Consider the following 26,754-nt stretch of genomic DNA (forward strand, 5'->3'; position numbering starts at 1 on the left):
TTTTTACTTAGCTCTTACGCAACGTCTTCGTACTGAGGAACCGGGTTACGGAAGCTCTTCGTGACGCACGCCAGGTAAACCAGGCCGATACCCGCCCAAATCAGGCCAAGCACCATGGAACTCTCTTCCAGGTTAACCCACAGCGCACCCACGGTCAGCGCACCACACATCGGCAGGAACAGATACTGGAAGTGGTCTTTCAGCGTTTTATTACGCTTTTCACGGATCCAGAACTGAGAAATAACCGACAGGTTAACAAAGGTGAACGCCACCAGCGCACCGAAGTTAATCAGCGCAGTTGCCATCACCAGGTCAAAGTTAATCGCCAGCAGAGCAATAGCGCCGACCAGGATGATGTTCATCGCCGGCGTACGCCAGGTTGGGTGAACGTAGCCGAAGAAGCTTTTCGGGAATACGCCGTCACGACCCATTACGTACATCAGACGTGCAACGCCTGCGTGCGCGGCCATGCCGGATGCCAGTACCGTGATGGTGGAGAAGATCAACGCGCCAACCTGGAACGCTTTACCCGCCACGTAGAGCATAATTTCTGGCTGAGAGGCATCCGGATCCTTAAAGCGAGAGATATCCGGGAAGTACAGCTGCAGGAAGTAGGTCGCAAAGATAAAGATCAGACCACCAATCAGCGCCGTCAGGAAGATAGCACGCGGGATAACACGCTCTGCGTCCTTGGTCTCTTCAGACAGGTTGCTGATGCCGTCAAAACCGGTAAAGGAGAAGCACAGAATGGTTGCCCCGGTAATCATCGGGATCACATGCGCATCACCAGACCAGAACGGCTTGCTGCTCGCCAGGGTACCTGCGCCTTCACCGTGGAAGACACCAAAGATAACCATGCCCAGAATCACGGCAATCAGGATGACCTGAAGCACAACAATAACGGAGTTAAAGTTCGCAACGGACTTGATGCTGCGCAGGTTGAACGCCGTCATAAAGGCCACCAGCGCCACGACGAACATCCACGAAGGGATCGACGGCACCAGTGCTTCAAAATAAATTTTAGCCAGCAGAATGTTGATCATCGGCGCGAACAGATAGTCGAGCAGCGAAGACCAGCCCACCATAAAGCCAACGGTCGGGCTGATGGATTTCTGGGCGTAGGTGTAGGCGGAACCGGCAGACGGATAGCGACGGACCAGTTTACCGTAGCTCAGCGCGGTAAAGAGGATCGCAATCAGCGCGAAGGCGTAAGCCGTCGGCACATGACCGTCTGTGAGGCCTGATACGATACCGAATGTATCGAACAGCGTCATTGGCTGCATATAGGCAAGGCCCATCATAACAACCGGAACTAACGTAAGGGTTTTACGTAATTCCACGCGAGAGGTGTTTGGAGTTGCGTTATGCGACATAGTTATTCTCCTTTACGGTGATAACCGCCACGTAAGCGAAAAATTGCCCCATTTCTGTATTCCTCAGCGACAACAACTGTCGGATTTTAGTAAATATCTATCCGGTACGAAGCCCGGCCTCTTGGTTTTTAGTTTCGTTTCATACGTGCAAAAAAAAATAACCGACGCCTTTTATATCGTCGATTATTCATTTGGTTGCAGCGGCGCATTTTGCCCCACATCGGATACAAAAGGCAATACTTTGCAACGCCCGGGGCGATTTTCTTTTTTCTAACTGGCTGATTTCTCGACGCTGCTTTGCGAGTAAACGGCAGCAATAGCACTATTTGCTAAAATTTCGTCCCGCCACCAGGCGCTTGCCAGCCCCGCAGTTTGTTCATTCCAGCCGACCCACACCGATTCATTGCTGCTTTGTGCAAGCACCTGTTTTTCAACAAGCGCACCGCTGTCTAAAAACCGCTGTGCCAGATAGCGGGGTAAATAGCCGCACCCCAGGCCACTGATTTGCAGCTCCAGCTTGGTTTTATAGTCGAACACCGTGATCGCCTCCTGCTCATCAAGCAACTGCGTGGAGGCCGCACAGTCGGGACGCGAGCTGTCACCGACCACAATGGCGCGGTAGCCTTTAATCGTGCGCCGGTTAAGGGGTTCCGGCTCCTGCGCGAGCGGATGGTGTGGCGCGACGGCGAAAACCTGCTCCAGCACACCCAGCCGGGCGAAACCGAAATCGCTTAACTGGGGCGGTTCATGCAGCGCACCGACAAAAATATCTGCCCTGCCCTGAGTTAAGGCATCCCATGAATCGCCCAGCACGCCATTAATGAAGATTAACCGGGTTACGCTGTGGTGCTGATAGAACGCCTCAATCAGCGGCGTCAGAAGAGAAAACGGAAAAGTATCATCAACGCCGATGACCAGTTCGTTCTCCCATCCCTGGTGCAGTTTGACGGCCTGTTTTTCCAGTTCGCGAACGGTATGCAGGACGTCGCGCCCTTTCTCCAGCAGCATCTGCCCGGTACGGGTAAAACGGGCGCGGTGACCAGAGCGATCGAGGATCTGGATATTAAGATCGCTTTCCAGTTTATGAACGGTATAGCTCAGCGCCGACGGGGTTTTGAAGAGCTTTGCCGAAGCAGCGGCAAAGCTCCCCTCTTTTTCCAGTGCATCCAGAATAATAAGAACATCCAGCAGCGGTTTCATGTTCGCCCCCTTCCGGTGTGCGATCGTTTCCGCTGAGAAACTTATTCCATCGGCATCACCAGCGGATCGGGATATTGATACTCAAACCCCAGCTCATGACAAATGCGATTGCCATCAACAATTTTGCCTTTACTTTCGTCCTTTGCTTCACCAAAAACAGGCGGAACCAGACCCAGCTGGCGTGCCATCAGCGGGTAAAACGTGCTACGCGCTGGATGAGAAGGCGCACATATATTATAGATGTGCCCACCTTTTGGAGCCTGTAAGAGTAGTTCTATTGCGGCAATTACGTCATCAAGATGCACAAGATTGACGCCATGTTGTCCGTCTGGCGCGGATTTTCCCGCGAAGAAGCGCCCTGGATGTCGTCCGGGGCCAACCAGACCTGCCAGCCGTACAATATCGACCTGGGTGCCGGGAAGATGATGCAGCCAGTCTTCCAGCTCTTTCAGCACTTTACCGCTCGCGGTAACGGGATGACGCTCAGAGGTCTCTTTCACCACGCCGTCAACATCGCCGTAGACCGAGGTTGAGCTGGTAAAAATAATGCGTGGGACGTGATGCGCCAGCGCGCTGTCGACAATCTCCTGCATCGCCTGCAGATAAAATGATTCGCCCGGGCCACTGCGCCGTGCCGGTAACGTAATCACCAGCGCATCAACGTTCATCAGCGTGTCCAGATCGTCAGCATCACACACCAGTTCGGGTTCCAGACGCAGCTCGACGCCGTCAATACCGCACATGCGCGCCGCTTCTACCCCATCCGCCGTGGTTTTGCTTCCGGTCACCTGCCAGCCTTTTGCGGCTAATGACATCGCCAGCGGCATTCCCAGCCAACCTAAACCGACAATCGCGACCTTTTTCATGCGAATTCTCCTGACTTTTACTCGTCTTTCTTAAGGCTACGCCAGCCCGACAGAACACACAATTCATAGCGTCAATATGAAATGAATTAATGATCAAAAAAAGCCCTTGCAATCAGTCATACAACTGGTTTAGGTTAAAAGACATCAAATGAATAAGCATTCATCGAGAATTTTATGACACGCGTTCAATTTAAACACCACCATCATCACCATCATCCTGACTAGTCTTTCAGGCGATGTGTGCTGGAAGACGTTTGGATCTTCCAGTGGTGCATGAACGCATGAAAAAGCCCCCGGAAGATCTTCTTCCGGGGGCTTTTTTTTTGGACCAAATTCAGACAGGTTAAAACAGGTTAACGAGGAAAACAGAATGTTAGATAACTCACGTTTACGCATAGCTATTCAAAAATCAGGCCGTTTGAGTGATGATTCACGCGAACTGCTCGCCCGCTGCGGGATTAAAATCAACCTGCACACCCAGCGCCTGATTGCCCTGGCTGAAAATATGCCCATCGACATTCTGCGCGTGCGTGATGACGATATTCCCGGCCTCGTGATGGATGGCGTTGTTGACCTCGGCATCATCGGTGAAAACGTGCTGGAAGAAGAGCTCCTGACCCGCCGTGCCCAGGGTGAAGATCCACGCTATTTTACCCTGCGTCGTCTGGACTTCGGCGGCTGCCGCCTGTCGCTGGCCACGCCTGTCGATGAAGCCTGGGACGGCCCGGCCGCGCTGAACGGCAAGCGTATCGCCACCTCCTACCCTCACCTGTTAAAACGTTACCTGGATCAGAAAGGCGTGCAGTTTAAATCCTGCCTGCTGAACGGCTCTGTTGAGGTGGCACCGCGCGCGGGTCTGGCTGACGCCATCTGTGACCTCGTCTCTACGGGCGCCACGCTGGAAGCGAACGGTCTGCGCGAAGTGGAAGTGATTTACCGCTCCAAAGCGTGCCTTATCCAGCGCGACGGCGAAATGGCCGATGCGAAACAGCAGTTGATCGACAAACTGCTGACCCGTATTCAGGGCGTGATTCAGGCCCGTGAATCGAAATACATCATGATGCACGCGCCAACCGAACGTCTTGATGAGGTCATTGCCCTGCTGCCAGGCGCAGAGCGCCCGACCATCCTGCCTCTGGCCGGTGATCAGCAGCGCGTCGCCATGCACATGGTCAGTAGCGAAACCCTGTTCTGGGAGACCATGGAAAAACTGAAGGCGCTGGGCGCAAGCTCAATTCTGGTGCTGCCAATTGAGAAGATGATGGAGTGATGGCCATGAGCTTTAACACAATCATCAACTGGAACGATTGTTCGCAAGAACAACAGCGCGCGCTGCTGATGCGTCCGGCGATTTCTGCCTCAGAAAGCATTACCCGCACCGTGGCCGAGATCCTTGATAACGTCAAAGCCCGTGGCGACGATGCGCTGCGGGAATACAGCGCAAAGTTTGATAAAACCGAGGTTGGCGCTTTAAAGGTAACCGAACAGGAAATCACGGACGCGGAAAGCCGCCTCGGTGACGAGATCAAACAGGCGATGGCCGTCGCGGTGAAAAACATTGATACCTTCCACACCGCGCAGATATTGCAGGCGGTCGATGTGGAAACCGTGCCCGGCGTACGCTGCCAGCAGGTCACGCGTCCGGTTGCGTCGGTGGGGCTTTACATCCCCGGTGGTTCCGCCCCGCTGTTCTCTACCGTATTAATGCTGGCAACCCCGGCACGCATCGCCGGTTGTCAGAAAGTAGTGCTGTGCTCGCCGCCTCCGATTGCCGATGAAATTCTCTATGCGGCAAAACTGTGTGGCGTACAGGCGGTGTATAAAGTGGGGGGTGCACAGGCAATTTCCGCGCTGGCGTTTGGTACCGAATCCATTCCTAAAGTGGACAAAATTTTTGGCCCGGGCAACGCGTATGTGACCGAAGCAAAGCGTCAGGTCAGCCAGCGTCTGGACGGTGTCGCAATTGATATGCCTGCCGGTCCTTCTGAGGTGCTGGTGATTGCCGACAGCGGTGCAACGCCGGACTTCGTCGCCTCCGATCTGTTATCCCAGGCAGAACATGGCCCGGACTCACAGGTTATTTTGCTGACGCCGGATGCGGATATGGCAAAACGCGTGGGTGAAGCCGTTGAACGTCAGCTTGCCGACCTGCCGCGCGCCGACACGGCACGCCAGGCACTCTCAGCAAGCCGCCTGATTGTGGCGCGCGATCTGGCGCAGTGCATTGCCATCTCAAACCAGTACGGCCCGGAACACCTGATTATCCAGACGCGCAATGCGCGCGATCTGGTTGACAGCATTACCAGCGCAGGTTCGGTCTTCCTTGGCGACTGGTCACCGGAATCCGCCGGCGATTACGCTTCCGGCACCAACCACGTTCTGCCAACCTACGGCTATACATCAACCTGTTCGAGCCTCGGACTGGCGGATTTCCAGAAACGCATGACCGTACAGGAGCTGTCCCGCGAGGGGTTTGCCTCTCTGGCCTCCACCATTGAGACCCTGGCCGCCGCCGAACGTCTGACCGCCCACAAAAACGCCGTTACGCTGCGCGTTGCAGCCCTGAAGGAGCAAGCATGAGCATTGAAGAATTAGCCCGCGAAAATGTCCGTCGCCTGACGCCTTATCAGTCTGCTCGTCGTCTGGGTGGCAACGGTGATGTCTGGCTGAACGCCAACGAATACCCGACGGCCGTACAGTTCGAGCTGTCGCAGCAAACGCTGAACCGCTATCCGGAATGCCAGCCGAAAGCGGTTATCGAAAATTACGCCCGGTACGCAGGCGTAAAGCCTGAGCAGGTGCTGGTCAGCCGGGGTGCAGATGAAGGCATTGAACTGCTGATCCGAGCCTTCTGCGAACCGGGGAAAGACGCGGTGATGTACTGCCAGCCAACCTACGGAATGTACAGCGTCAGCGCAGAAACCTTTGGCGTGGCGTGCCGTAACGTGCTTTCGCTGGAAGACTGGCAGCTCGATCTGCAGGGGATTGCCGACAATCTTGACGGCGTGAAAGTGGTGTTCGTCTGCAGTCCAAATAACCCGACCGGGCAGATTATCAACCCGCAGGACATTCGAACCCTGCTGGAGATGACGCGCGGTAAAGCGCTGGTGGTGGCTGACGAAGCCTATATTGAGTTCTGCCCGCAGGCGACGCTGGCTGGCTGGCTCGAGGAGTACCCGCACCTGGTTGTACTGCGTACGCTGTCAAAAGCTTTCGCTCTCGCTGGCCTGCGCTGCGGCTTTACGCTGGCCAATAAAGAAGTCATCGACCTGCTGATGAAAGTGATTGCGCCATATCCACTCTCTACGCCGGTTGCCGACATTGCGGCGCAGGCTTTGGCCCCTCAGGGGATCAAGGCAATGCGCGAACGCGTGGCACAAATTCTTGAAGAACGGCAGTATCTGGTCACTGCCCTGAAAGATATTCCCTGCGTGGAGCAGGTATTCGACTCTGAAACCAACTACATCCTGGTACGCTTTACCGCGTCGAGTGCCGTATTTAAATCTTTATGGGATCAGGGCATTATCTTACGAGACCAAAATAAACAACCATCCTTAAGCGGCTGTTTGCGTATTACCGTAGGCACCCGTGCAGAAAGTCAGCGCGTGATTGACGCCCTGAAAGCGGAGAAAGTATGAGCCAGAAGACCCTCTTTATCGATCGTGACGGTACCCTTATTTCGGAGCCGCCAACCGATTTTCAGGTCGATCGTTTCGACAAACTGGCTTTTGAACCCGATGTAATCCCGGTGCTGCTCAAGCTGCAGAAAGCCGGCTATAAGCTGGTGATGATCACGAACCAGGACGGGCTGGGTACCGACAGTTTCCCGCAGGCAGATTTTGATGGCCCGCATAACCTGATGATGCAGGTGCTGACCTCTCAGGGCGTTGAATTTGATGAGGTGCTGATCTGCCCACACCTGCCTGCCGATGAATGTGACTGCCGCAAGCCGAAGGTAAAGCTGGTCGAACGCTACCTGGCGGATGACGTGCTGGATAAAGCCAATAGCTATGTCATTGGCGATCGCATGACCGATATTACGCTGGCGGAGAACATGGGTATCTCCGGGCTGCGCTATGACCGTTCCACCCTTAACTGGGCAAAAATTGGTGAGCAGTTGACGCAGCGTGACCGCTACTCGCACGTTGAGCGCAACACCAAAGAGACGCAAATCGACGTTAAGGTCTGGTTGGATCGTGAAGGCGGCAGCAAGATCCACACCGGTGTGGGTTTCTTTGACCATATGCTGGACCAGATCGCGACCCATGGTGGTTTCCGCATGGAGATCGCCGTGAAAGGCGATTTGTATATCGACGATCACCACACCGTGGAAGATACCGGCCTGGCGCTGGGTGAAGCGCTGAAGCTGGCACTCGGCGACAAACGCGGCATCAACCGTTTTGGTTTTGTGCTGCCGATGGACGAGTGCCTGGCGCGCTGCGCAATGGATATCTCCGGGCGCCCACACCTGGAATACAAAGCGGATTTCACCTACCAGCGCGTGGGCGACCTCAGCACCGAAATGGTTGAACACTTCTTCCGTTCATTGTCCTACACCATGGGCCTGACGTTGCACCTCAAGACCAAGGGCAAGAACGACCACCACCGCGTGGAAAGCCTGTTCAAAGCCTTTGGCCGTACCCTCCGCCAGGCGATTCGTGTGGAAGGTGACGCCCTGCCCTCATCGAAAGGAGTGCTGTAATGAATGTGGTGATTCTGGATACCGGATGCGCCAACCTGAACTCCGTAAAATCGGCAATTGCCCGTCACGGCTATGCGCCGGACGTGAGTCGCGACCCTGACGTCGTACTGCGCGCCGATAAGCTTTTTCTGCCCGGCGTAGGGACAGCGCAGGCGGCGATGGATCAGATCCACGAGCGCGAGCTGGTGAGTCTCATCAAAGCCTGTACTCAACCGGTGCTGGGAATTTGTCTGGGCATGCAGCTCTTGGGCCGACGCAGTGAAGAGAGTAACGGTGTTGATCTGCTCGGGATTATCGACGAAGACGTGCCGAAAATGACCGATCACGGTCTGCCTCTGCCGCACATGGGCTGGAACCGTGTTTATGCCAAAGCCGGTGACAGACTGTTTCGCGGCATTGAAGACGGGGCCTATTTTTACTTCGTGCACAGCTACGCCATGCCGGTAAATCCGTACACCATTGCCCAGTGCAATTACGGCGAAGCATTTACCGCGGCGGTGCAGAAAGATAACTTCTTCGGCGTGCAGTTTCACCCGGAACGTTCGGGTGCCGCAGGCGCACAGTTGCTGAAAAACTTCCTGGAGATGTAATGATTATTCCCGCTTTAGATTTAATCGACGGCACGGTTGTCCGTCTCCATCAGGGCGATTACGGGCAGCAACGCGACTACGGTAACGACCCCTTGCCACGTCTGCAGGATTACGCCGCCCAGGGCGCGCAGGTGTTGCACCTTGTGGATTTGACTGGCGCAAAAGATCCGACAAAACGTCAAATCCCACTTCTTAAAAAACTGGTGGCCGGCGTGGATGTGCCCGTCCAGGTAGGCGGTGGCGTACGTACGGAAGATGACGTTGCGGCGCTGCTGGACGCTGGCGTGGCGCGCGTGGTCGTCGGCTCGACTGCCGTTAACGATCCTGAAAAGGTTAAAGCCTGGTTCCGCCGCTTTGGCGCTGACGCGCTGGTGCTGGCGCTGGATGTTCGTATCGACGAACAGGGTAACAAGCAGGTTGCAGTCAGCGGCTGGCAGGAAAATTCCGGGGTGACGCTGGAAGAACTGGTCGAGAGGTATCTGCCCGTTGGCCTGAAGCACGTGCTGTGCACCGATATCTCCCGCGACGGCACGCTGGCAGGCTCTAACGTTTCTTTATACCAAGAAGTCTGTGCGCGTTATCCGCAGGTGGCCTTCCAGTCATCGGGGGGTATTGGTGATATCGCTGATATTGCCGCGCTGCGCGGAACGGGTGTACAGGGCGTGATTGTGGGCCGGGCCCTGCTGGAAGGTAAATTTACTGTGACGGAGGCGATTCAATGCTGGCAAAACGGATAATCCCTTGCCTGGACGTACGTGACGGCCAGGTAGTGAAAGGCGTGCAGTTCCGCAACCACGAAATCATTGGCGATATCGTCCCGCTGGCAAAACGCTACGCTGAAGAAGGCGCAGATGAGCTGGTGTTTTACGATATCACCGCCTCCAGTGATGGCCGCGTCGTGGATAAAAGCTGGGTCGCGCGCGTGGCAGAAGTGATTGATATTCCCTTCTGCGTGGCAGGCGGGATTAAATCTGCGGAAGACGCGGCAAAAATTCTCTCCTTTGGTGCCGATAAGATTTCCATTAACTCCCCTGCTTTGGCAGACCCGGAGCTGATTACCCGTCTGGCCGATCGCTTTGGCGTACAGTGTATTGTCGTGGGGATTGACACCTGGTATGACGCCGCAACGGGTAAATACCATGTCAACCAGTACACCGGCGACGAAAGCCGGACCCGCGTAACCCAATGGGAGACGCTGGACTGGGTGCAGGAAGTCCAGAAACGTGGTGCAGGCGAAATTGTGCTGAACATGATGAACCAGGACGGCGTGCGTAACGGCTATGACCTTGAGCAGCTGAAAAAAGTCCGCGCGGTCTGCCACGTACCGCTGATTGCTTCCGGCGGTGCAGGCACCATGGAACACTTCCTCGAAGCCTTCCGCGATGCAAACGTTGACGGCGCGCTGGCGGCCTCCGTGTTCCACAAACAGATTATTAATATTGGTGAGTTAAAAACGTACCTGGCCGACCAGGGCGTGGAGATCAGGGTATGTTAACAGAGCAACAACAGGCACAACTGGACTGGGAAAAAACTGACGGATTACTGCCGGTGGTTGTACAGCATGCCGTCTCAGGTGAAGTGCTGATGCTGGGATATATGAACCAGGATGCACTAACCAAAACCATCGACAGCTGCAAGGTCACCTTTTTCTCGCGTACCAAACAACGCCTGTGGACCAAAGGGGAAACCTCTGGCCATTTCTTGAATGTGGTCAGCATTACGCCGGACTGCGATAACGATACGCTTCTGGTACTGGCGAATCCGATCGGCCCAACCTGCCACAAAGGGACCAGCAGCTGCTTCGGAGATGCAAGCCACCAGTGGCTGTTCCTGTATCAACTGGAACAGTTACTCGCTGAGCGTAAAACGGCGGATCCTGAAAGTTCGTATACGGCTAAGCTGTACGCCAGCGGGACTAAACGTATTGCGCAAAAGGTGGGGGAAGAAGGTGTTGAGACCGCGCTGGCCGCGACCGTGCATGACCGCGAGGAGCTGACCAACGAGGCGTCGGATTTGATGTATCACCTGCTGGTACTGCTGCAGGATCAGGAGCTTGATTTAACGGCGGTGATTGAGAATTTACGTAAGAGACATAAATAAAAAAACCGGGGAATTTCCCCGGTTTTTTTATCTGATGAGAATCACGCTTTTGGTTTGTAGTTCCGCAATGCGTTGCGGCCGAGAACCAAACCCGAACCAATAATCCCGCCAAGCAGGACTGCCAAAGTTAAAATAATTGCCTTTTTCGGGCTGTCACGTCGGACTGGAAGATCCGGTTTCATAACATAGCGATATACGTGGATTGTGTCAGGGTTCACATTCAGTTTTTCGATATCCAGCAAATTTTGCTTAGTCTGATAGTACGCACCTGAGAACACCAACGGACGAGACGCTTCGTTTTCAATCATTGACTTCAGCGCTTCGCTGCCAAGCAGGAACATAGTTTCCTGCGTCACGTCCTGAGTTTGCTGAATTTGCGGAGAGGTGATTTTCGCTGCCTCTGCGTTCTTCAGCGCTTCCGTAATCTGTTTAATGCGCAGATCTTTTTGCTCTTGAGCGACCTTCTCCTGGTTCTCTAGAGAGTCGTTCAGGGTTTTAATCTGCTCTTTGATATTGTCTTTAAGATCAACGGAAAGTTCTTTTGCAGTTTGCTCATCAACCTGCTGGATGTACTGTGCTAGTTGCTTTTGAGCAGCTTCAGCGGACTCCGCGACATAAGTCACAGTCAGGGGCAATTCTTGATTTTTGACTGTAGGCCCGATGGACAGTTTCTCAGGTTGTTCCTGATTTCCTAGAGCCTGTGCTAAAGCTGAGAATGAGGAATTAAAACGTCCAATTGCTCGCGTTTGAATATCGAGCATAGCAGGAGCTGCGCTGCCATAAAGGATATTTAATGCATTTGAGTAAGTAGCAATCTGAGCCGCATCAGGTTGAGCGATGATGGCGGATGATGTCCATTTCTCTTTTGCAACCGTAATATAAATCCCCGCAAGCACGACAAATAGAGCGACAAAAGCTACTACAGTCCACTTCCCACGCCATACTTGCAACACTAAATCAATTAAATCAATTTGCTCCGGGTCATTGCTTCGGTTGACCTGGCTATAGTTGTTCTGCGTCATACAATCCCTAACAGATGAAAAAGGGCAAAAACAATTGTGTTTGCATAGTGTATCTGTTGCTACAGATTTTTCTATAAGAATCCGATGAGTTAAATCGGAAAGATGGGTTATGTAACTGGCATCCGCCGCGCTATGATAGACGCAATGTGATGCGTGATGGCATCAGTAAGAACACATATTTATGAGGGAAGGTATGAAATTTCTGGTAACGGGTGCAGCAGGCTTTATCGGCGCAAATGTCAGCAAACGACTCCTGGATGCCGGTCATCAGGTCGTCGGTATTGATAACCTGAATGACTACTATGATGTCAATCTTAAGCTGGCACGTCTGGATCTGCTGACATCTGACAGTTTCGCCTTCCACAAGCTGGACCTGGCCGACCGTGAAGGCATGGCCACACTGTTCGCCCGTGAGAAATTTGATCGCGTCATCCACCTGGCCGCACAGGCAGGTGTACGCTACTCGCTTGAAAACCCTCACGCCTATGCAGATGCCAACCTGGTAGGCCACCTCAACGTGCTGGAAGGCTGTCGCCATCACAAGGTACAGCATCTTCTGTATGCGTCTTCCAGCTCCGTTTACGGTCTGAATCGTAAGATGCCTTTTTCGACTGACGATTCGGTCGATCACCCTGTCTCACTTTATGCCGCGACCAAAAAAGCCAATGAACTGATGTCGCATACCTATTCCCACCTGTACAACCTGCCCACGACGGGCCTGCGTTTCTTTACCGTGTACGGTCCGTGGGGTCGTCCGGATATGGCGCTGTTTAAGTTCACCAAAGCGATGATTGAAGGCAAAAGCATTGATGTCTACAACTACGGTAAGATGAAGCGTGACTTCACCTATATTGATGACATCGCCGAAGCCATTATCCGTCTGCAGGATGTTATTCCTCAGGCCGATGCAAACTGGACCGTTGAAACCGGTTCACCGGCAACCAGCTCTGCGCCTTATCGCGTCTATAACATCGGAAACAGCTCTCCGGTTGAACTGATGGATTACATTACGGCTCTTGAAGAGGCGCTCGGGAAAAAGGCAGAGAAGAATATGATGCCAATCCAGCCGGGTGACGTACTGGAAACCAGCGCAGATACTAAAGCGCTGTATGACGTTATTGGCTTCAAACCGCAGACTTCCGTTAAAGAAGGCGTGAAGAATTTCGTTGACTGGTATCGCGACTTCTACAAAGTATAAAAACATAAAAAAACCGGCACTTGGCCGGTTTTTTATGCCCCTTAAGCAGAGACTCAGTCGCTACCAAACAGATCGCGGGTATACACTTTATCCGCCACGTCGGCCAGTTCTTCCGCCATACGGTTAGAGATAATCACATCCGCTTCCTGCTTGAACGCATCCAGGTCACGAATCACACGAGAATGGAAGAATTCATCTTCCTGCATCGCTGGCTCATAAATAATCACCTGAACGCCTTTAGCCTTAATACGCTTCATGATCCCCTGAATGGAAGAGGCGCGGAAGTTATCAGAACCGCTCTTCATGATCAGGCGATATACGCCCACCACTTTCGGCTGACGCGCGAGAATGGAATCGGAAATAAAGTCCTTACGCGTACGGTTTGCATCAACAATCGCTGAAATCAAATTGTTTGGCACAGCCTGATAGTTCGCCAGCAACTGTTTCGTATCTTTAGGCAGGCAGTAGCCGCCGTAACCAAACGACGGGTTGTTGTAATGGTTGCCGATACGCGGGTCGAGGCACACGCCTTCGATGATCTGGCGGGTATTCAGGCCCAGACTCTCGGCATAGCTGTCCAGCTCGTTGAAGTAAGCCACGCGCATTGCCAGGTAGGTATTCGCGAACAGCTTGATCGCTTCGGCTTCGGTGGAATCGGTAAACAGCACCGGAATATCTTTCTTGATTGCACCTTCTTGAAGCAGAGCAGCAAAACGCTTCGCGCGCTCAGAGCGCTCACCGATCACGATACGGGATGGGTGCAGGTTATCGTATAACGCCCTGCCCTCGCGCAGAAACTCTGGCGAGAAGAAGACATTATCAATACCCAACTCTTCTTTGATTGATTTAGTGAAACCGACCGGAATGGTCGACTTAATGATCATCACTGCATTCGGGTTAATCGCGATAACGTCTTTGATCACCGCTTCAACTGTCGAAGTGTTGAAATAGTTGGTTTTTGGATCGTAGTCTGTTGGGGTCGCAATGATGACAAAGTCCGCATCACGATAAGCATCTTCTTTATCGGTGGTAGCACGGAAATTCAGCGGTTTGTTCGAAAGGTAATCCTGGATTTCTTTGTCTACAATCGGCGATTTCTTCTGATTCAGCATATCCACTTTGGACTGTACGATGTCCAGCGCAACCACTTCATGGTTCTGGGCAATCAGAATGCCGTTTGAGAGACCGACATAGCCTGTTCCGGAGATTGTTATTTTCATTCGCTAATGACTTCTGTGAGTTAACTGTACTGATGGCCGCCTGACCATCGCGATAAACCTGACTGTTGGGCTTTGTACCTCCTGGCCAACAGAACTGTCAAGGCAAACCAGGAGTAATCCCTGCTCGCAGGATGACATTCAGACTACTTCGAGTATCGCGAGCCAAATTTTGCGTAAAAAAAACCCGGAGACGAGCTCCGGGCCTTAATTACAACGCGTTATTTAACTTATTCCATCCATTCGGTATGGAATACACCTTCTTTATCAGTACGCTTATAGGTATGCGCACCAAAATAGTCGCGCTGTGCCTGAATCAGGTTCGCAGGCAGAACGGCAGCACGGTAGCTGTCGTAGTACGCCACTGCTGCGGAGAAGGTCGGAACAGGAATACCGTTCTGCACAGCGTAGGCCACAACGTCACGCAGCGCCTGCTGGTATTCGTCGGCAATCTTCTTGAAGTATGGCGCCAGCAGAAGGTTAGCAATACCCGCGTTTTCCGCATAAGCATCGGTGATTTTCTGCAGGAATTGTGCACGAATGATGCAACCTGCGCGGAAGATCTTCGCGATTTCGCCGTAGTTCAGATCCCAGTTGTTCTCGTCTGACGCGGCACGCAGCTGAGAGAAGCCCTGCGCGTAAGAGACGATTTTACCCAGGTACAGAGCGCGGCGAACTTTCTCGACGAATTCAGCTTTGTCACCCGCAGGTTTAGCCTGTGGGCCAGACAGCACTTTGGATGCCGCAACACGCTGCTCTTTCAGGGAAGAGATGTAACGCGCAAATACGGATTCGGTGATCAGAGACAGCGGTTCACCCAGATCCAGAGAGCTCTGGCTGGTCCATTTACCGGTACCTTTGTTCGCAGCTTCGTCCAGAATCACATCAACCAGGTATTTACCCTCTTCATCTTTCTTGGTGAAGATATCTTTGGTGATGTCAATCAGGTAGCTGTTCAGCTCACCTTTGTTCCACTCGGTAAAGGTTTCAGCCAGCTCTTCGTTAGAGAGGTTCAGGCCGCCTTTCAGAAGAGAGTAAGCTTCTGCGATGAGTTGCATGTCGCCGTATTCGATGCCGTTGTGAACCATCTTCACATAATGGCCCGCACCGTCTGGACCAATATAGGTCACACACGGCTCGCCATCTTCAGCAACCGCAGCGATTTTTGTCAGGATTGGCGCAACCAGTTCGTACGCCTCTTTCTGACCACCAGGCATGATAGATGGGCCTTTCAGTGCGCCCTCTTCACCACCGGAAACACCGGTACCGATGAAGTTAAAACCTTCAGCAGACAGTTCACGGTTGCGACGAATGGTGTCCTGGAAGAAGGTGTTGCCGCCATCAATGATGATGTCGCCTTTTTCGAGGAAAGGTTTCAGAGAGTCGATAGCAGCATCGGTACCCGCGCCCGCTTTCACCATTAACAGGATACGACGAGGCGTTTCCAGGGACTCAACAAATTCTTTCACCGTATAGAACGGAACCAGTTTCTTGCCTGGGTTCTCGGCAATCACTTCTTCAGTCTTATCACGGGAGCGGTTGAAAACGGAGACGGTATAACCACGGCTTTCGATGTTGAGCGCCAGGTTGCGCCCCATCACTGCCATACCGACAACGCCGATCTGTTGCTTGGACATTACATACTCCTGTCAGGTGTGGTCCCGCCGGGTACTTCCCGGCGGATATAATATTGAATTATCTTAACTCAGAAAACGAGAGCAGAGGTAGGTATTTATGGTCATTAATCCATTTAAGCCATACCAAAAGCAAGGCTTTAACGTGCGATTATTTTTTCGTCGATGAGACACATGAGTTTTTATTTTTATATTCTTTAATGATTTCTTGATAATTATAATAACTTAACTTTGGCGTTCGTCTTAATGTCTTATCTTCAAAATCAACACCAATTATGCCAAACCTATTTTTGTAGCCCCAGAGCCATTCGAAATTATCGAGTAAACTCCAGAAAAGATAGCCCTGGATATCCAGGCCATCCTTTTTTGCTTCCATAATTGCAGACACATGTCTAACGAGATAGTCGGCTCTCAACTTATCAGAAATGACGCCGTCTTTAAGTTTTTCATCATCTGGACCAAAACCAGCCCCATTCTCAGTAATAATAAAGGTAGGATGGGCGTATTTAGCATCGATCTTTTCCATCATCGTAACCAATGCTTCTGGAGAAACCGGACCGTTGACAGAGGGTTTTTTATCAGGATTAGGAGCATTCCCTATTTCAAACGCTTCAGTTTTATCATGCTTGACCAACGTAGGGCCATAATAATTTACGCCGATAAAATCAGGTTTGCCTTGGGTAATAAGTTGCATATCCTGAGAGGTAGGCTTGAATTGAGGATATGCAGACTGATACATTTTCAATACTGTATCTGGATATTTCCCCTTATAAAGCGCATCCAGGATCCAGTTATTATGGAGATCGTTACATAACTGTTCAGTAGGACTGTTTGGTTGACCACTGTCGATGCATGGAGATAAGTTTAAAGCAATACCAACGCGACCATCATATTTCGCCTTATGGTAATTACGTACCACTAACGCATTCGCAATCAAAAGATTATGCAGTGCTACCGCTTGCTTTCCGCGTGAAGCTGCAGACAAAACGTCACGATATCCGTCCGTTTTTTTTGCAATGAGATTCTCAGCAAGAGGTTCCAGAGTAAAAACATAACCTTCAGGCTCATTAAAGGTGATGAAATCATGAGCTTTATTACCAAAGTTCTTAAAAATTACTTCAGCATATTTTTCGAACCAGACAGGTGATTCAGGATTAGACCAACTACCTTTTTCATACAGCGCTAATGGCATATCCCAGTGGTAAAGTGTAATGACAGGCTCAATATTGGCATCTTTTAAATCAGCAATCAGTTGATTATAATAAGCCAACCCCTTCTGATTTACTGTAACTCCATCTGGCATTATTCGAGACCAGGAAATGGAGAAGCGGTATGAATTTACTCCTAATTCCTTCATGAGTTGTATATCTTTAAGATAAACATCACGTGAAATTTGATTAGCCGCGACATCGCCATTTTCAGCGGTACCAATAATATATTTGGTCACTTCATTATGGGTAAAGTAATCCCAATTTGAAGGGCCCTTTCCACCTTCATTCCAACCACCCTCAACTTGATATGAGGAGGATGCAGTGCCCCAGAGGAAATCGCATTGCTGTTTTTCGTCAGAAAATGCAGGGGGTAACAAAAATACAGAGGTAAAGAAAAAAAATTTTGCTTTCATATTAGATAATTATAACCTGATAGCCATAAAACATATAATATTATGATATTTCTGTAATCGCTATTTGCTATTCTTAATTAAATTAATCAAATATTGACCGTAATTGGTCTTGCTCATCTCATTCCCGTAGGTCAGAACTTCATCCACAGTGAGCCAACCATTGCGGTAAGCAATTTCCTCAAGGCAGGCAATTTTAAAGCCCTGTCGCTTCTCAATCGTATGAATAAATTGTGATGCTTCGATTAGACTATCATGGGTACCGGTATCGAGCCATGCAAAGCCACGGCCAAGCAATTCTACCTGAAGATTTCCCTGCTCCAGGTACATCTCATTAAGGGTAGTAATTTCAAGCTCACCGCGAGCTGATGGCTTAACATGTTTAGCCATATCAACCACGTTTTCATCATAAAAGTAGAGACCAGTAACCGCCCAGTTGGATTTTGGTGCCGAAGGTTTTTCTTCTATACTTAATGCTTTGTAGTTTTCATCAAACTCAACAACGCCGAACCGCTCAGGGTCCATTACCTGATAACCAAAAACAGTAGCGCCTGTATTGCCTGAAACAACCGATTCAAGTTTCCTGCCAAAGCTCTGCCCGAAGAAAATATTATCGCCTAATACCAGGGCACATTTATCACCAGCGATAAACTCTTCACCAATAATGAATGCCTGCGCGAGGCCATCAGGAGAAGGTTGAATTTCATAGGATAAATTAATTCCGAAACGACTACCATCGCCCAACAAACGTTTAAATGATGGCAGATCCTCAGGCGTTGTGATTAAGAGAATGTCTCGGATACCCGCAAGCATAAGCACCGACATTGGATAATAAACCATCGGTTTATCATATATGGGCAAGAGCTGTTTAGAGACTCCACGCGTAATTGGGTGCAAACGAGTTCCTGAACCACCTGCCAGAATAATACCCTTCATTCTACTACCTCAATACTTTAAGCTAAATTAGATTAGATATTTATGAATTAAACTGCATCTTTACTGATATCAGCTGAGCACAATGTGCTTATCCAAGAGTCTACACTATAACGCGAAATTTCATCTGAGTAAGTGTCGTCAAACGAGACATTAAAAAAAGCAGAGTCAATATAGATATTTTCACGGTTGATGAAATAAAAATTTTTCGCTGAATAAAAATCGTAGTCTTTAACTCTGGAATTTGTGGTTATAAATTTCCTCTTTAGAGGCAAACATTCTATTGTTCTCATAGTCAGACCAGTCTGACGGGGGTGCTGAATATCAAGAACAGCATCAGCATCGGAGAAAAATGCTGCAATCTGCTTTTTATTCCTGGAGCGAAGTGTAAAACTGAAAAGTCTGAACTTAATTACATCTTTGATATTGGAGGCAAGAAAACCCGCCAATACAACAACTGATGGAAAATAAAGAACAAATCTCAAATCATATTCATTTTTATACTTTTTATAAATTGCGCCCAGCAGTTTGTATCTGTCACTATGAACGGTGCCCAGAAATGCAATGCTCGGCTTAACATTCGGTAATGCATTTTTTTTCGCAGTGCTTACGAAATCAGGTGAGTAAAATAATGGTAGATGATTCATAAAATCATACTCACGCGCATCGTTATCATCGAATGTAAATACCCGATCAAATAAGTTTAAATACTCCTGTATATGGGGATAATTTTTAATAGAATCCCATGCATAGTAAATAAACGTGGCATTCTTGTATTTCTCTTTAAATTTAAGTAGATTTTTTCTGTTAAGAGACTCACCTTTGAGGACAATGACATAGTCATAATCATCAGAAGTTTGAAGCAAAATCCTATCAAAATACGCATCTGAAATGCGCTTAAGAAAGTTATTTTCTTTCCAAAGCCTGAGTAATATTTTAAAAAATACGTTATTAAATGGCTTTTCATCGAAATAATCAACGATGGCTCCGGCTCGTCTCAAACCATCTGATATTTCGTTTTCATAATTAAAAAAGCGTGGGCATAAAAACAACACTTTCATTTCAAATACTCTTCTTCACAATCGCCGGAATGCCTACAAGTAGTACATTGTCATCACAGGACTGCATTACAACAGCATTAGCAGCAACAATAACATTGTCGCCAATTCGAATACCACCAAGAACTTTCGCTCCTGAAGCAATCACCACATTATCACCCAAAACAGGACGATTTGCGTGATTAAAGGGGATATCTACATTCTTCGCACCAAGAGTAACCTGTTGGTAAATCGTTGCATTAACGCCAATTTTAGATGCACCAATAACGACACCTTGCGAGTGCGGAATAAAAAAACCACCGCCAATTTCACAATTGGAAGCGATCTCAACACCAAAAATAATAAAATTAAGTAGCGAGAAGATTTTCCCTATAACAGGAATTCTTTTTTTATAGCAGAAATGACTCATGCGATATAATATAACAGGAGTCATCTTCATACCAAAAAATGCTGACACTATTCCTAGTAAAGATACTTTTGATTTGTTACGCCCAGTCAGATTGTAATATCTCAGTACATCATCTTTCACCAACTCAAACATGAGGTTGACTCCGAATATTTATTTTAATTCTCACAAAGACAAGAGTTACAATGAAAAGCAAGAAATACGTCTGGATAAAAAATAAATTATAAAAACCACTAAATATCGCACATTGCATCGCAATAGCGTAAGGAAAAAGACTATAACGATACGATCTTAATAAATTCTTATAGGCCACACTAAAAAGCAACAATAAACAAGTGACCACAATAAGTGAACCCGCGATGCCAAGATCGGGCATTAACTTTTCAAACATGGTTGAAACATTGGCATTATCATCTACCAATGCCATCGTATCGTGAAAGCCTAGATCAGTGTAAATTAGATTTCGGATAACGCTAGGGAAAAGATCCTGGAAGCTTGTGAAGTCGTATACCGGAACTATGTGCGCAAAATTATATGCCAGGTTAGCAAGTCCAGCAGTAATATAAACATAAAACCATGTAAAACCAGAAGGCAGACTTCCCAGGAATTGCCCTTGGGGTGACAATAAATATTGATATGGGTTTTCTGCTCCCCTAATATCACCTACAGCTCCGAACAGTAACACTATTGTCACAACAGCAAGAACTGTATAAATAAACATCTTTCTTGTGAATTTTTTATAGATAAAGAATAAAAAGAATATTTCCACGAGGCCAGACATAAGGATCCCTCGCCTGAACACCAGCATTTCCCAAATGCTCATTAAAAGTAATATAAGGAGAAACATTTTCCGCCTTGATAAAAGGAAATGATAATACAGAGATGGGAAAATAAAAAGGAATAGCATATTAACTATCCCATGATATGTCGGTATTCCGAACTCAGTGTAATTATACCCCCCTCTAAATTGCATAATCATCGGAATGCCACCTGCCACAATCACATCTGGAATTATCGCAAAGCACCAAATAATTAGCCATATTTTAGTCGCTCGCCAGGACGGCATAATGTCATTAAGGCGAACACGATTAATACTACCAGGTGTGACAAATGGAAGTGCAAAAATCAAACCCAGAACGATATTAATGGATAAAAATACAGTCATCTCATTTGAGAGCGAGCTGATATTAGTCGTCAGCCCAAGTGAGTACAATAAGATTGTGAAAAGCCAGGTTGAAGCATATACAAACCCTGGGGACATAAAAAAAATACTCATCCTAGTTCCTCAAGAATCGAAGTCTTCCACCTTCAATGTATGAAAGTGCCAATACGATCTTATATAAGAAATCTGGTATTTTAATTGCTTTGGTATCTAACATTTCGCACAACCGAAGAAGGAATTTTCTTGTCGTTGTTAGAGGAAGCTTATGTATGATACTGATGAGCAATTTACTGAGGAGTCTATTATCGTCCAACATCACTTCATAGGATGAAAAGAGGCTATCCTTAACACACTCTGGATGTTTTTCTTTCAGCACAGGGAATGATTTAGATGCATACACAATCATTCTTTCTGAAGCTCGGCGCAACGTAGGTGTATCGCTGTCTTCTGCCCTTGCATCGGGTAAAAAATAAAAGTCATACTTTGCTTTTGCAACTCGGATACCGAGTTCTTCATCTTCACAGCCGTAATGATAAAATGTCTCATCAAAACAACCAATCGTATCAATAATATCCCGCGTCAGGATAATGCCATCGCTTGCGAAGAAGCGGGTACTTATAGTCCCTTCAGGTATATTTCGTGCCCCCAGGTAACGACTATCAAAATAGCGGAGATAATTGCTAGTGTAGAGTCTGGCGGGATCGATTCGTATATTAATTCTGGCTGCTGTGTATTGCTTACCATGAAAAAAGGAAACAATCTTTTTTATCGCCTTAGGTTCAATAAGATTATCGATGTCAATAAACATTATCAAAGAATTTGACGCAAGAGAAATACCCACATTGCGGGAAATTGCCCGACCAGAATTGACATGATTCCTGTGGAATAAGAAAGTTATCTTATCTTTAAATCTTTCCGCATAAGATGCTGCGATTTCAGCCAGAGAAACCGGACTGCAATCGTCAATAAGAATTAATTCAACAAGGTTGTTTGGATAATCAATTTTCAGTATGGCATCCATGAACCGCTTGACTTTCGATGGTTCACAGTAAGCAGGAACCACTATTGAAATCTTATCATTGTACTGCACTAATGCACCTCGAAGAATAAATTATATTGAAAGCGTAAACCACTGCTAAACCAATGACAATATTACTCACGCCTACATAATGGAAAATAGCCGGCACAATAGCGACAACTAGACAGAAAGCTATTAGCCATTTAATCGCTAATTTCTTTAATTGCTTCATTCTGATTAAAACCATACTGAGTAATTGGTCTATAGCTAAAATAGGTGTTAACCATACAAAAGTCCGTAAATAACTATAGGCATTAACGAGTTTAGTACCATAAAGAATATGAATTATTATATCGGCAAGTACTGTGGTAGCTAGTGCACCGGCACAGGTAACGGCAAGTGTAGCGAAGATACAGAACGGCAATTTTCTTTTTATTGTTGCAATATCAATAAATTTAAAGATAAAGATTGGTGCAATTGCCTGAACAAAAAGAATACATATTGCATACCAATTATCGACTAACTGGAGTGCTGCTGCATAGTTTGAATACGTTTCTCCGGAAATTTTTCCTTCGAGATATACTCGGTCAAACTTCATGGTCACCTGCTGCATAATCAGACAGAACCATACTGCGACTCCAATCTTGAAATACGCAAAAACCTCCGTATCAACTTTCACGAATCTAAAACCTGTAGCCTTTCTAAACGTATAAAAGATAAAGCCACAAGGTAAAAGTGATTCGATAACCCAAGCCACCCAGAGATAGTTTATTGGTAATTGATTTTTTACACCAATATAAATGACAATCAGCTTAATTATTGCAGCGAGCATCAGCACAAGGCAAGGCAATTTGAGGCGGGCCTGGCTTTGGTACCATGTTAAACCGACAATGAACGTTTCTCGCAATGCCACAGATATAGCCAAACCAATAATAAACTGTCTGGACAATCCACTGGCCGCAAACATTCCCCATGCCATCATGCATAATGCAACGCAAATCCCTGCTGCAAGACGTAATACAATTACATTGCTAATTATGGAGTTTATTTTGGATGGCGCATCCAGCAATTTAGGAATAACCACCTCGGCACCACAGATCCAGGTGCCTGTCATAAATATGGCTAAAATGACGAGAGAATATTGCCAGCTACTGAAATCACCAAAATCATAGTGATTAATTAACAACCGGTTAATGATAATGATTATAACAAGCTGAGTGATTCGCTCAAGACTAAGATAAAAAAAGTTAATAAAGACTTTTCTTTTATCTTCTTCCGCCACAATTTTTTTTATAGCTAACAATAAAAATTTAGACATCTGTCATATTCTTTTTAAAGTTATCAATCATTATCTCTATATCTGACAAGACATTGTTATAGACATGACCAAACTCATTTACAGTTCTGGTGTTATCTGTCGGTGGGAAGTATTCACCTTTAAAGCCTTCATGCCATTTGATCGAACAACCTGTTCGACTAGCAATTAAATCAGCAATATCAGAGGCTGTTGTATTCACACCAGAAGCAATATTGTAAATATCATACTCATTCTTACGACTGATCTGATAAATAACTTCTGCGACATCCTTAACTGAAACATAATCTTTTGCATATGAAGGCGCAACATACATGTCAATATGTTTATTCGAAATCGCATTTCTGATAATGCTTGGCAGGAATAGCTTACTCTTCAATGCCAAACCATATACGTTACTCGGCCTGACAATAATCGTATCTCTAGTGCTTTTTAAGCATAACTCTTCACTCACTAGTTTGGTTAAGTTAAAAAGTCTTCGGTTATCGTTACTGCATACCGTAAGATTATCATCCTCTGAAGCGCCATCTTGTTCCATATATACACGCGTTGATGAAATATAGATTAACTTTGAGAATTTGGCGCGTTCAAGTACTGTAGCGAGCAATTCGGTGTTCGATTTGTAAACATCAAATGGTGTGTTTGCACAATCACCATTGCCAGCAGCATAGATTACAATCCCCAGATCTTTTTCAAACAGAGTCTCATCATCTCGCGGTGGAACCACAACTGTTTCGCCTTTCGCCAGAAGGTTTTCAACGATTTCGCTGCCAATGAAACCACGCCCACCGATCACTGTATAATGTATTTTCATAACGTTTTTTTGTACTCAGCAAGTGTAATTAATTTAACATCTTTTTCAGAGAGTAGTGGTGATGTTACCGGCCATTCAATCGCAATATCCGGATCGTTCCAGATAATCCCACCTTCATCCTTTGGATCGTAAAAGTCAGTACACTTGTAATGGAAATCGGCATATTCACTTAATACGCAGAATCCATGAGCAAACCCAGGGGGAACGTATATTTGGTTATTCTTCTCGCCAGAAAGAATAACACCTACGTACTGACCAAACGTATCAGAATCCTGGCGAAGATCTACTGCAACATCATAAACTTCACCACTGATTACGCTGACTAATTTCCCCTGGGGTTTCGTTTTCTGGAAATGCAATCCGCGCAAAACATTTCGACTCGAACGTGAGCGGTTATCCTGTACAAAATTACCTTTAATTCCTGCATCTTCGTATTTTTCTTTATGCCAGGCTTCAAGGAAAAAACCACGGGTATCACCAAAAACCTGAGGCTCAATGATCACACAATCTTTTAAAGGGGTTTGAATTACTTTCATTTAAAATCCTTCGATGGGAAAGTATCACTTTCCCATCAAGTTTGTTGATTACAATCAGATTAACGTCGTGACTAATACTGCTTAGCTTTTATTCTCTTTCCAGAGTAAGTCACAGATATCATCGGTTGGATTAAATGCGGTTGGCGCGTTTAGCAATATTTCGCGTACCTGCTCATAATCAAAATTGCTACATGAGGTATCAAGCTTTGCAAGAATGTCTTTCATTTCCACCCAAGGAAGCATGACTTCATTCGCAGTTTTGATTCTCGGATGCTGTGTAATGGAGACGTTATCACCAATTAACAGTTCTTCGTAAAGTTTCTCACCCGGTCGCAATCCCGTCATTTTGATAGCAATATCCCCATAAGGATTTTTATCATCACGAACGGTAAGCCCCTGTAAAGCAATCATTCGATGCGCGAGATCAATAATTTTAACCGGCTCACCCATATCCAGCACGAAGACATCCCCTCCGCTGCCCATTGCTCCAGCTTGAATCACAAGCTGTGCAGCCTCAGGAATGGTCATGAAATAACGAGTGATATCAGGATGCGTTAACGTTACCGGGCCACCTGCAGCAATCTGCTTTTCAAACAATGGAACAACGGAACCGGACGAACCTAAGACATTTCCGAACCTGACCATACTGAAACAGGTTTTACGGGACTCTGATGCTCGCGCCTGAAGGATGAGCTCCGCCATACGCTTCGTTGCACCCATAGTGTTTGTTGGCCGCACAGCTTTATCCGTAGAGATCAGAACAAAACTTTCGACGCCACAATTTTCCGCAGCTTGAGCACAACTCCAGGTTCCGAAGATATTATTTCGGACACCGTCAATTACGTTGAATTCAACTAGCGGAACGTGCTTATAGGCTGCAGCATGGTAAATCGTCTCAACGTTGAATGCCTTAATTAGCCTTTCAAGATGTTCCATATTCTGAACATTCCCCAGGATTGGGTAAATCTTAATATTGAGCGATTTCGATACAATTAAATTTCGGAGTTCAGAATCAATAGAATATAGTGAGAACTCTGATAATTCGAAAAGAATTAGTTGAGAAGGCCTATTTCTGATGATTTGTCGGCATAACTCAGAACCGATCGAGCCACCTGCGCCAGTTACCATGACTGTTTTACCCTGAATATTCTTTGATACTAACTCAGGGATTGGAGAAACAGGATCGCGGCCCAGAAGGTCGGTAATCACAACTTTACGCAAGGAATCGATTCTTGCTTTTCCTTCAACCAGGTCAACCATCCCCGGAATTGAAAGTACCTCGCAAGGGAGCCCCTCCAGGGTGGATATTACCTCGTTTTTTCTCGCGCGGCTTGCACTTGGCATTGCCAGCAGGATTTTCTTCGCCTCATACTTATCAATCAGCCATGCTAATTTTTCTGGTGAAAATACGCTTACTCCATGGATGACCTGACCCTGCAAGGAGCGATTGTCGTCGACAAACGCAACAGGATAGTATTCGTCCATCTGACTCAAGGCGGGAAGTAACTGGCGTCCGGAAGCTCCGGCCCCATATATAATTACTCGAGTGCCTAATTTTAAACCGCGGTTTATCAACATTCTCATTCCAAGACGTGAGCCGGCAATGAGCAAGACGCCAAACGAGAAGTAAATGAACGGAATTGTCCTTGGGAGATATAAATTAGTATAAAAGGCGGCGATAATCAGTAGCAACGATGAAGTCATCATCCCAACAGCTACAACAAGTAGTATTTTCGCTGTTATATAACGTATTACTGCCCGATAAAGACCCAGTTTAACGAATATTGCCAAAGTAATGACAATTACTGATGTAAGTAATAGCCAATGTGATACGCTAGTTAATGGCGTCATAGAGTCAATACGGACCCAAAATGCAAACCAGAATGCGCACATTAACAGAACAACATCAATAGAGAGTGTTATAATCCGTTTTACCGGTCTTGGCAAAGAAATTAAATAAGTTAGCATACTAAAAACTAGTCGCCTCGT

Annotated in this window: 27 protein-coding genes and 1 other annotated feature; of the genes, 10 read left to right on the forward strand and 17 right to left on the reverse strand. The window is 47.4% G+C overall.

What is annotated here, in order from left to right; translation table 11 throughout:
* Positions 1 to 14: 14 nt before the first annotated feature.
* The 4 genes from plaP to L462_RS13020 all read right to left on the reverse strand — a co-directional run bounded on the left by plaP (position 15) and on the right by L462_RS13020 (position 3,439).
* Entirely contained in the window at positions 15 to 1,373 is a 1,359-nt protein-coding gene (gene plaP, locus L462_RS13030) for a putrescine/proton symporter PlaP (RefSeq protein ID WP_014170786.1), read from the reverse strand.
* The gene (gene yoeI / locus L462_RS25125) at positions 1,363 to 1,425 is read right to left on the reverse strand and encodes a membrane protein YoeI (RefSeq protein ID WP_099458931.1); all 63 of its coding nucleotides are present in this window, start codon (positions 1,423 to 1,425) and stop codon (positions 1,363 to 1,365) included. The genes plaP and yoeI overlap by 11 nt, the downstream gene beginning before the upstream one ends.
* Before the next feature lie 218 nt (positions 1,426 to 1,643).
* On the reverse strand, positions 1,644 to 2,573 hold the full coding sequence (locus L462_RS13025; RefSeq protein WP_014170787.1) for a LysR substrate-binding domain-containing protein: 930 nt from the start codon (positions 2,571 to 2,573) through the stop codon (positions 1,644 to 1,646).
* A 41-nt stretch (positions 2,574 to 2,614) separates the two neighbouring features.
* On the reverse strand, positions 2,615 to 3,439 hold the full coding sequence (locus tag L462_RS13020) for an SDR family oxidoreductase (protein WP_014170788.1): 825 nt from the start codon (positions 3,437 to 3,439) through the stop codon (positions 2,615 to 2,617).
* Positions 3,440 to 3,613: 174 nt separating this feature from the next.
* Between L462_RS13020 and hisL the strand changes: the two genes are divergently transcribed.
* From hisL to hisIE, 9 genes are all read left to right on the forward strand, one after another.
* Positions 3,614 to 3,664, forward strand: coding sequence for a his operon leader peptide (gene hisL, locus L462_RS25130; RefSeq protein WP_001364200.1), 51 nt, complete (start codon positions 3,614 to 3,616; stop codon positions 3,662 to 3,664).
* Positions 3,640 to 3,763: a sequence feature (His leader region), on the forward strand. It overlaps the preceding gene by 25 nt.
* A 46-nt stretch (positions 3,764 to 3,809) precedes the next feature.
* Positions 3,810 to 4,709, forward strand: coding sequence for an ATP phosphoribosyltransferase (gene hisG / locus L462_RS13015; RefSeq protein WP_000886595.1), 900 nt, complete (start codon positions 3,810 to 3,812; stop codon positions 4,707 to 4,709).
* A 5-nt stretch (positions 4,710 to 4,714) separates the two neighbouring features.
* Positions 4,715 to 6,019, forward strand: a complete 1,305-nt coding sequence (gene hisD, locus L462_RS13010) for a histidinol dehydrogenase (protein ID WP_032679711.1) — start codon at positions 4,715 to 4,717, stop codon at positions 6,017 to 6,019.
* Complete coding sequence (gene hisC / locus L462_RS13005; protein ID WP_032678504.1) at positions 6,016 to 7,077, forward strand: histidinol-phosphate transaminase; 1,062 nt, start codon at positions 6,016 to 6,018, stop codon at positions 7,075 to 7,077. The genes hisD and hisC overlap by 4 nt, the downstream gene beginning before the upstream one ends.
* Positions 7,074 to 8,141: a bifunctional histidinol-phosphatase/imidazoleglycerol-phosphate dehydratase HisB gene (gene hisB, locus L462_RS13000; protein ID WP_032678505.1), complete on the forward strand. Its 1,068-nt coding sequence runs from the start codon at positions 7,074 to 7,076 to the stop codon at positions 8,139 to 8,141. The genes hisC and hisB overlap by 4 nt, the downstream gene beginning before the upstream one ends.
* Positions 8,141 to 8,731: an imidazole glycerol phosphate synthase subunit HisH gene (gene hisH / locus L462_RS12995; RefSeq protein WP_020883288.1), complete on the forward strand. Its 591-nt coding sequence runs from the start codon at positions 8,141 to 8,143 to the stop codon at positions 8,729 to 8,731. Before hisB ends, hisH begins: the two co-directional genes overlap by 1 nt.
* The gene (hisA, locus tag L462_RS12990) at positions 8,731 to 9,468 is read left to right on the forward strand and encodes a 1-(5-phosphoribosyl)-5-[(5-phosphoribosylamino)methylideneamino]imidazole-4-carboxamide isomerase (RefSeq protein WP_032678506.1); all 738 of its coding nucleotides are present in this window, start codon (positions 8,731 to 8,733) and stop codon (positions 9,466 to 9,468) included. Before hisH ends, hisA begins: the two co-directional genes overlap by 1 nt.
* Positions 9,450 to 10,226: an imidazole glycerol phosphate synthase subunit HisF gene (gene hisF / locus L462_RS12985; protein ID WP_014170794.1), complete on the forward strand. Its 777-nt coding sequence runs from the start codon at positions 9,450 to 9,452 to the stop codon at positions 10,224 to 10,226. Before hisA ends, hisF begins: the two co-directional genes overlap by 19 nt.
* Positions 10,220 to 10,831 (forward strand): bifunctional phosphoribosyl-AMP cyclohydrolase/phosphoribosyl-ATP diphosphatase HisIE, encoded by a 612-nt coding sequence (gene hisIE, locus L462_RS12980; protein ID WP_032678507.1) that lies wholly within the window; start codon positions 10,220 to 10,222, stop codon positions 10,829 to 10,831. Before hisF ends, hisIE begins: the two co-directional genes overlap by 7 nt.
* Before the next feature lie 41 nt (positions 10,832 to 10,872).
* Here the strand turns inward: hisIE and wzzB are convergent, their stop codons facing one another.
* Positions 10,873 to 11,853: an LPS O-antigen chain length determinant protein WzzB gene (gene wzzB / locus L462_RS12975; RefSeq protein WP_032678508.1), complete on the reverse strand. Its 981-nt coding sequence runs from the start codon at positions 11,851 to 11,853 to the stop codon at positions 10,873 to 10,875.
* Positions 11,854 to 12,046: 193 nt separating this feature from the next.
* Here wzzB and L462_RS12970 point away from each other — a divergent pair, with 193 nt between their 5' ends.
* Positions 12,047 to 13,051 (forward strand): NAD-dependent epimerase, encoded by a 1,005-nt coding sequence (locus L462_RS12970; protein ID WP_032678509.1) that lies wholly within the window; start codon positions 12,047 to 12,049, stop codon positions 13,049 to 13,051.
* Between the two features lie 53 nt (positions 13,052 to 13,104).
* Here L462_RS12970 and ugd read toward each other — a convergent pair whose 3' ends face one another.
* From ugd to L462_RS12910, 12 genes are all read right to left on the reverse strand, one after another.
* The gene (gene ugd, locus L462_RS12965; protein WP_032678511.1) at positions 13,105 to 14,271 is read right to left on the reverse strand and encodes a UDP-glucose 6-dehydrogenase; all 1,167 of its coding nucleotides are present in this window, start codon (positions 14,269 to 14,271) and stop codon (positions 13,105 to 13,107) included.
* A gap of 227 nt (positions 14,272 to 14,498) precedes the next feature.
* Positions 14,499 to 15,905 carry an NADP-dependent phosphogluconate dehydrogenase gene (gene gndA, locus L462_RS12960; protein WP_032678512.1) on the reverse strand — a complete coding sequence of 469 codons (1,407 nt, stop codon included), beginning with the start codon at positions 15,903 to 15,905 and terminating at the stop codon, positions 14,499 to 14,501.
* 148 nt (positions 15,906 to 16,053) lie between these two features.
* A complete protein-coding gene (locus L462_RS12955) occupies positions 16,054 to 17,526 on the reverse strand; it encodes a glycoside hydrolase family 1 protein (RefSeq protein WP_082209484.1) in 1,473 nt (490 codons plus the stop codon).
* A 60-nt stretch (positions 17,527 to 17,586) separates the two neighbouring features.
* Positions 17,587 to 18,459: a glucose-1-phosphate thymidylyltransferase RfbA gene (gene rfbA / locus L462_RS12950; RefSeq protein WP_032678513.1), complete on the reverse strand. Its 873-nt coding sequence runs from the start codon at positions 18,457 to 18,459 to the stop codon at positions 17,587 to 17,589.
* Between the two features lie 47 nt (positions 18,460 to 18,506).
* Positions 18,507 to 19,517, reverse strand: coding sequence for a WaaS/CpsH family glycosyltransferase (locus L462_RS12945; protein WP_032678514.1), 1,011 nt, complete (start codon positions 19,515 to 19,517; stop codon positions 18,507 to 18,509).
* Position 19,518: 1 nt separating this feature from the next.
* Positions 19,519 to 20,055, reverse strand: a complete 537-nt coding sequence (locus L462_RS12940) for a serine O-acetyltransferase (protein WP_032678515.1) — start codon at positions 20,053 to 20,055, stop codon at positions 19,519 to 19,521.
* Entirely contained in the window at positions 20,048 to 21,196 is a 1,149-nt protein-coding gene (locus L462_RS12935) for an O-antigen polymerase (RefSeq protein ID WP_032678516.1), read from the reverse strand. Before L462_RS12935 ends, L462_RS12940 begins: the two co-directional genes overlap by 8 nt.
* A 1-nt stretch (position 21,197) precedes the next feature.
* On the reverse strand, positions 21,198 to 22,172 hold the full coding sequence (locus L462_RS12930) for a glycosyltransferase family 2 protein (RefSeq protein ID WP_032678517.1): 975 nt from the start codon (positions 22,170 to 22,172) through the stop codon (positions 21,198 to 21,200).
* On the reverse strand, positions 22,159 to 23,418 hold the full coding sequence (wzx, locus tag L462_RS12925; RefSeq protein WP_032678518.1) for an O45 family O-antigen flippase: 1,260 nt from the start codon (positions 23,416 to 23,418) through the stop codon (positions 22,159 to 22,161). The genes L462_RS12930 and wzx overlap by 14 nt, the downstream gene beginning before the upstream one ends.
* Positions 23,411 to 24,229 (reverse strand): NAD-dependent epimerase/dehydratase family protein, encoded by an 819-nt coding sequence (locus L462_RS12920; RefSeq protein WP_032678519.1) that lies wholly within the window; start codon positions 24,227 to 24,229, stop codon positions 23,411 to 23,413. The genes wzx and L462_RS12920 overlap by 8 nt, the downstream gene beginning before the upstream one ends.
* Entirely contained in the window at positions 24,226 to 24,765 is a 540-nt protein-coding gene (gene rfbC, locus L462_RS12915; protein WP_032678520.1) for a dTDP-4-dehydrorhamnose 3,5-epimerase, read from the reverse strand. The genes L462_RS12920 and rfbC overlap by 4 nt, the downstream gene beginning before the upstream one ends.
* 81 nt (positions 24,766 to 24,846) lie before the next feature.
* A complete protein-coding gene (locus L462_RS12910; RefSeq protein ID WP_032678521.1) occupies positions 24,847 to 26,733 on the reverse strand; it encodes a polysaccharide biosynthesis protein in 1,887 nt (628 codons plus the stop codon).
* Between the last annotated feature and the right edge of the window lie 21 nt (positions 26,734 to 26,754).

Origin of the sequence: Enterobacter sp. BIDMC 26, from assembly GCF_000534435.1 — a bacterium.
GTDB lineage: Bacteria > Pseudomonadota > Gammaproteobacteria > Enterobacterales > Enterobacteriaceae > Enterobacter > Enterobacter ludwigii.